At 68.5% G+C, this 5,451-nt stretch carries 5 protein-coding genes; all 5 read right to left on the bottom strand.

All coding sequences use genetic code 11. The features are described 5' to 3' along the window. Positions 1-249 precede the first annotated feature (249 nt). The 5 genes from OXM58_02510 to OXM58_02530 all read right to left on the bottom strand — a co-directional run bounded on the left by OXM58_02510 (position 250) and on the right by OXM58_02530 (position 5,333). Entirely contained in the window at positions 250-600 is a 351-nt protein-coding gene (locus OXM58_02510) for a transposase (GenBank protein MDE0147217.1), read from the bottom strand. Positions 601-611: 11 nt separating this feature from the next. Then, on the bottom strand, positions 612-788 hold the full coding sequence (locus OXM58_02515; GenBank protein MDE0147218.1) for a hypothetical protein: 177 nt from the start codon (positions 786-788) through the stop codon (positions 612-614). Positions 789-1,565: 777 nt separating this feature from the next. Further along, the gene (locus OXM58_02520) at positions 1,566-1,709 is read right to left on the bottom strand and encodes a hypothetical protein (protein ID MDE0147219.1); all 144 of its coding nucleotides are present in this window, start codon (positions 1,707-1,709) and stop codon (positions 1,566-1,568) included. Positions 1,710-1,801: 92 nt separating this feature from the next. Then, positions 1,802-3,217 carry a surface lipoprotein assembly modifier gene (locus OXM58_02525; protein ID MDE0147220.1) on the bottom strand — a complete coding sequence of 472 codons (1,416 nt, stop codon included), beginning with the start codon at positions 3,215-3,217 and terminating at the stop codon, positions 1,802-1,804. Positions 3,218-3,647: 430 nt separating this feature from the next. After that, positions 3,648-5,333, bottom strand: a complete 1,686-nt coding sequence (locus OXM58_02530; GenBank protein MDE0147221.1) for a hypothetical protein — start codon at positions 5,331-5,333, stop codon at positions 3,648-3,650. Positions 5,334-5,451 lie beyond the last annotated feature (118 nt).

The following is a 5,451-nucleotide window of genomic DNA, read 5'->3' on the forward strand; positions in this document are numbered from 1 at the left end:
GCGACGAACATTTTTCGCGCCGGAACCGACGATCCGGTTTATCGAAAAGTTACCCCCTGAACGCCCGAACGGACGCCGCCGCCGCCCGAATCCCCCTCCCCCTGGGGATTCCTCTGCGAAAGTCGCAAGGAGAGGTTTGTGGCGGGGGTTGGGGTGTTTTGGAGCGTTTTCGGTATCGACCGGCGGGTTCGCTGCGGCGTTTGCGGGTCGGATTGCGGTGCGTTTTGCGTTTTCGGGCGCGCCAGGCCCTCACGGCCCGGCGAGCAGGCAGGCCCGGCGCATGTTGTAGACGGCGGCGACGGCAAAGAGGCGGGAGGCGTTCCGTTCGAGCGAGCGGCTCCTGGCCCGTCTCTGCCCGTAGAGGCGCTTGAAGGCCGAGAACACGGCTTCGACCGGCGCCCGGCGCCTTGCGATGAGATCGTTGCGGCGCTTCTGCCAGTGCGGTAGCGCGGCCCTGTGCTTGTTCCGCCGGTGCATGATGCGGTCCTTGATGCCGGCGGCCTTGAGCCGCGCCCGGCGCGCCGCCTGCTCGTAGGCCCTGTCGCCGCAGATCAGCCGGTCGGCGACCTCGATTTCGTAGGTCTTGGCCGAGGTCAGCACCGCCCGCCGGATCAGCCCGGAACCCTGGTCGACGCCGAGATGCGCCCAATAACTGCAATGGGGTAGCCGAAGAAGGCGCGGCCCTTCTTGCGCGTCCAGTCGGCGCCGGGCTCGCGGGCGTGCCCGGCGCCCGCACCGGCCTTGTAAGGCGGCGGGCGCGAGGCCGCGGCCACCAGCGTGGCGTCCATCAGCGTGCCCTTGCGCACGATCAGTCCGGCGGTGTCGAACTGGCGGTTGATCTCCTCGAAGGCCGCTTCCAGCGCCGCGCCCGCATCGCCGCGGAAGCGGCAGATCGTGGTCTCGTCCGGCGTGCCCCCGTCAAGCGCAAAGCCGCAGAAGCGCCGGAACGACAGGCGGTCCAGCAGCGCCTCCTCCAGACCGGGGTCCGACAGGTCGTAGAGCGCCTGAAGATAGAGCGCCTTCAGCTATCGACAGGGGCGCATAGGGCGGACGGCCCCGGCGACCCGTGCGGACCTGCGACGCCAGACGCTCGAGCGGAGACCAGTCGATCATCCCGTCCAGACGATCGAGCTTCCGGTTCGCCCCAAGACCCGGAGACACAAACGCATCCGCAAACCCCAGCTGACCCTTGCCGCTCATCGACACCCCCAACGGTTGCTGAGCGCAAAGAATCACATCCCCGACCCGTTGAGAATCCCCTTTTCGCAGAGGAATCCCTTGGGGGAGGGGGGATTCATGGCTTTGCTGCCCCGATCCTGACCGCCGAATTCCCACCGTCTTTGCCGCCCCGGACTTGATCCGGGGCCCAGAGTCGCCCAGCACGGCCTCGACCTGTGGCTCCTGGTCCCCGGATCTCCGCTGCGCTCCGTCCGGGGTGGCAAGGGAGGGTAGGCCGGGGGCGTATCGAAGGGCCTGCCCTGAGCGAAGCCGAAGGGGCCATGCAAAAAAGGGGGCCCGGATGCCGCCATCCGGGCCCGGTCTTGTCTTCGGAAAGCGGCGCCGGGTCAGATGCACTTCTTCTTCACATAGACGCCGAGAGCGGCGCGCCGTTCGGCGTCGCCGCCGTCCAGCATGACGGCGGCGAGGTCCGCGCAGTCCATCGCCTCCAGCTGTTCGGGCGTAGCCGGGGAATAGGACAGCCAAGCCATCGCCGCTGCGATCGCCAGCAGGGCGGCTGCGGCAAGCGCCAGAACCGCGGCCGGCCCCAGCTCCGGTCTTCGGGCGACGCCGCGTCCATGGCTCAGAACAGGCGCACCAAGCGCAACTCGCCGAAGGTGCGCCGGTAGTCGTGCAGTTGCGCGTTGGACCGCCGCCACTCGTGCACGACCGAGAGTTGCGGGCTGAAGCCGCGTATGGTGACGGCGCGGTTGTGGACGTTCAGGCGGAGCGAATATGTCTGGTCGCGCCGCTCCCCGCCGCCGAGCACGAAGGGCGCCCAGTTGCCCTCGTAGCCGGTCCAGCGCACCGTACCCGACCCGCCGACGGTGAAGCCCCAGGGCAGCAGCGCCGTGGCGCCCGCCCGCAGCCAGCGATAGCTGTGGCGCAGGTTCTCCTGTTTCGTCCGCTGCAGGCCCCAGCCCGCCGCCGCGTCGAGGCGGATCGTCGGCGTCGCCGTCCAGCCGAGCCCCGCGGCGAGATCGACCACCGGCCCGTCGAGCCGCGCGCGGCCCGGATTGCGCCGGTCGTGCCAGGAGGCGTCGAAGGTCGTCGAGAGCCGCCGGGTGAGCCGGTGCCGGCCCTCGAAGCGCAGGCCGAGGTCGCGGAAGTCCGGTTCGTCCGACAACCAGCTCAGCCGCAGGCTCGCCAGCAGGCTGGCCTCGGTCGTCGGCGAGATCAGCCAGCGCGGGCCCAGGTAGGTGCTTACGAACATCCGGTCGAACGGGTCCGACTGGTATTCCCGGCGCGAGACGTCGCCGCCCGCCCGCAGCCGCCAGCGGTCTGACAGCGGATGCTGGTATTCGCCGCCGGCCCAGATTGCCAGGCCGATGCCGGAGGTCGGCGGGCTGTCGGTGTTGTAGGTGAAGGGCAGCCGGCCGAACTGGGTATCGATCAGGATCGTTCGTTCGTCGGTGCGCCCGGAAATGTTGCTGTCCGGCGCCAGGGCCATGCCGACCCGGACGGTCCAGCGCTTGCGCGCCCGGATCTGCCCGAGAAAGCGCTGCACGTTCGCCGCCACCGCCGCCGGCGGCTTGCCGGCCAGCACCCGCTCGAAATGCTCTCGGGCGAGCGAATCCTCGCCCTTGAGAAAGAAGGCGCGGGCCAGTTCCAGCCGGGCGCGCACGAGGCCGGGGCGGATCGTCAGCATGCGCCGCAGGGCGGCGATGGCGGCGTCGAGGAAGGCGGTGCGCGCCCTGTCGTCGGCGTCGGTCCGGCCCGTATGCCTCTGGGCCGCGGCGATGCCGGCCCGGCCCACCAGGAACAGCAGGGAAAGATCGTTCGGCCTTGCCGCCACGGCGGGCCGCAGAAGCCTCAACGCGTCGACCGGCCGCCCGGCCCGCAGCAGCGCCGTCGCCCGCGCGGCGACGGATTGCGGTGCGGTGGGTTTGCCCTGAGCGGTCGTTTGCGCCGGCTTTTGGGCCTTCGTCTGGGACAGGGCCGGCGCAGCCGCCGCCAGCGCCCCCGCAACGAGTCCGATGGCGACGGCAACCCGCCGCAATCCGGCAGATCGCCCGGACGCCGCAGCCCCCGAATCCTCTTTCCCCTTGGGATTTCTCTGCGACAAGGGCCGGGACGCCGCAACCTTGTCCTTCCCCTTCTTCAAAGGGGGAAGTGGCCGAGCGCAGCGAGGTCGATGGGGGTGCCGTGCCGTTCGAGCCGGATGGGCGGTCGGCAGTGCGTGCCCGGCGCCACGGCACCCCCGCCCAATTCTTGTTCGGGCCTCCCCCTCTGAAGAGGGGAAGGTATAGCGCCGCGGACGCGCGCGGCATTTCGCAGACGCATCCGTGGGGAGGGGGAAGGCCGCACAAGAGGCGGGCCGCCACCGTTGGGTCATCGGGGTGTCCTTGCAAAAAAAGGGGGCCGGCCCAACGAACCGGCCCCGATCGGGAAGGAAGCCCCGCGGAACGGGGCTCCCCGGTCTTTTCGGCCTACCGCCGCGCGCCGAACGCGCCGCCGATGCTCACATTTTCGTTGTCGGCCTGGAACGTGCCGCCGACGCCGAGCGGGTAGGCGTCAGCGGTCGTCGGCTGCCCGAAGAACTGGGAACTCCAGTTGCCGTGCGCCGTCTGGTCGCCCATCGTCGCCGTCGCGCCGTTGAAGCCAGGGGCGGTCGGGTCGAGCTGGTTGCCTGTCGACGTCACGTCGGTCGTGTCGGTAACCGCGAAGGTTTGACGGTTCAGCGTCACCGACCAACCCGACACGTCCACCTTGGCGTTGTCGGTCTGGAAGCCGGAGATAGACCCTGAGATCGAGTTGGTAGCTCCGAATGTGGCGGTCAGCGAAGCAGCCGCCGTGAACATGCCGTTCTCGCCGCCGGTCACACCCGTGTTGTCGATGTCCTGCACCACAAACTTGCCGGCGGCCCGACCGTTGTAGATCGCCGAGCCTGCGGCCAGTGTCTCGCCGGCCGGACGCTGATATGCGTTGCCGTCCGCGTAGTACTGGAACGTGTAGACGCCAGTCTGAGCCGTCGGCTCCTGCAGCCACCAGCCGAAGCTCATGAACTCCGGATCCTGCCGCCACGCCGTTGCATTCAACTCGGGAACGAAGACCCAAGTGCCGACGAGGGTGAACGACCCGTTGGGAGCAACCTCGACACTGCAGGGGGCCTCAGCGGTACCGCCGGTGCAGTCATACCGGCCACCCGCACCGTTGAAGTTACCCGGAGTGCTGAATGCGTCGGCACCGCCGATCTGGGTGTTGTTCGCATACTGCTGGGTGCGGCTACCCTCCTCGGCAGACTGGGGCGCCGGGAACTGGCTCGAGTCAGCGGTGTTCGCCGAGAAGTTTCCATCGGCCCCGCCTGCAAGGGCAAGCCCCGGTATTACGGTTGCTGTGGTCGCGGGCGTCGTGGCGGCGTCAAGGGCGCCACCCGAATACAGGAATGGCGTATCCGGGTCCCCGTCGAAGTTGTAGAACTGAATCCGCGTCGGCGGATCGATGTCCGTGTAGACGAACAGGTGCTGCGTGGCGCCCGTAATGCTACGGGTCAGGTGCGTGCCTGCCCAGTTGCCGTTCGGCAGCGCGGGGTCGTCAGAGACGGAGTAACCGGTCAGAGTCGCATCGTTCACCCTGACCCTGGCCATCCCACCCGCGGCCCGCGTGATGGAGACATCATCTTCTTCCAGCGTACCAGCGGTGCCAGTCGTCGTCGCAAGGTTGGAGGCCGCCTCAATCGCCCGGTCCTTACCGATGATCCGGTCCTTCATCTCCTGAGCCGCGCGAGCTGCCTCATCCGCCGCATCTTTCTTGGCCTGGGCGACCTGGACCATGGCGTCAGCCGTGAGCGAAGCCATGGCTTCGCCGCCCGTTGAGGTGACGGAGCCGTCGTCCATGACTTCGACTTCGCAGGCCATTCCGCCGGCCGGGCAGTCGAACGTCACGCCATTGTTGGTGTAGCTGTCGCCCGCCGCGATGGTCATGGACCCAGCCGAAGGCGCATTGTCCTCGTCCAGATACATGGCGTCCGGAATCATCACCGTCGCAACCGGCGGCGGCGGCGGCGGCTCTGTCGGCGGTGGCATCACCGCGGTCGTTCCCCCTCCACCGCCGCAGGCGGCAAGGCCGAGGGCCGCCGCAAAGCAGATTCCTGCCAGTTTAAGTCGTGAACTCATCTTTAGTTCTCCCAATACTGGCGCCAGCATCGTACCGTCAGCGCCGTACTTTCGAGGGTTTCATAGAAGCGGAGGAACCGACTTCCCCCTTGCGGTAGAGGACGAAGCCGTCCCCGTC

It is taken from the genome of Rhodospirillaceae bacterium, from assembly GCA_028819475.1.
Taxonomy (GTDB): domain Bacteria; phylum Pseudomonadota; class Alphaproteobacteria; order Bin65; family Bin65; genus Bin65.

Coding starts and splice junctions, on each gene's coding strand:
- OXM58_02530 (MDE0147221.1), bottom strand. CDS start 5,333: ATGAGTTCACGACTTAAACTGGCAGGAATCTGCTTTGCGGCGGCCCTC.
- OXM58_02520 (MDE0147219.1), bottom strand. CDS start 1,709: ATGGCTTGGCTGTCCTATTCCCCGGCTACGCCCGAACAGCTGGAGGCG.
- OXM58_02515 (MDE0147218.1), bottom strand. CDS start 788: ATGGACGCCACGCTGGTGGCCGCGGCCTCGCGCCCGCCGCCTTACAAG.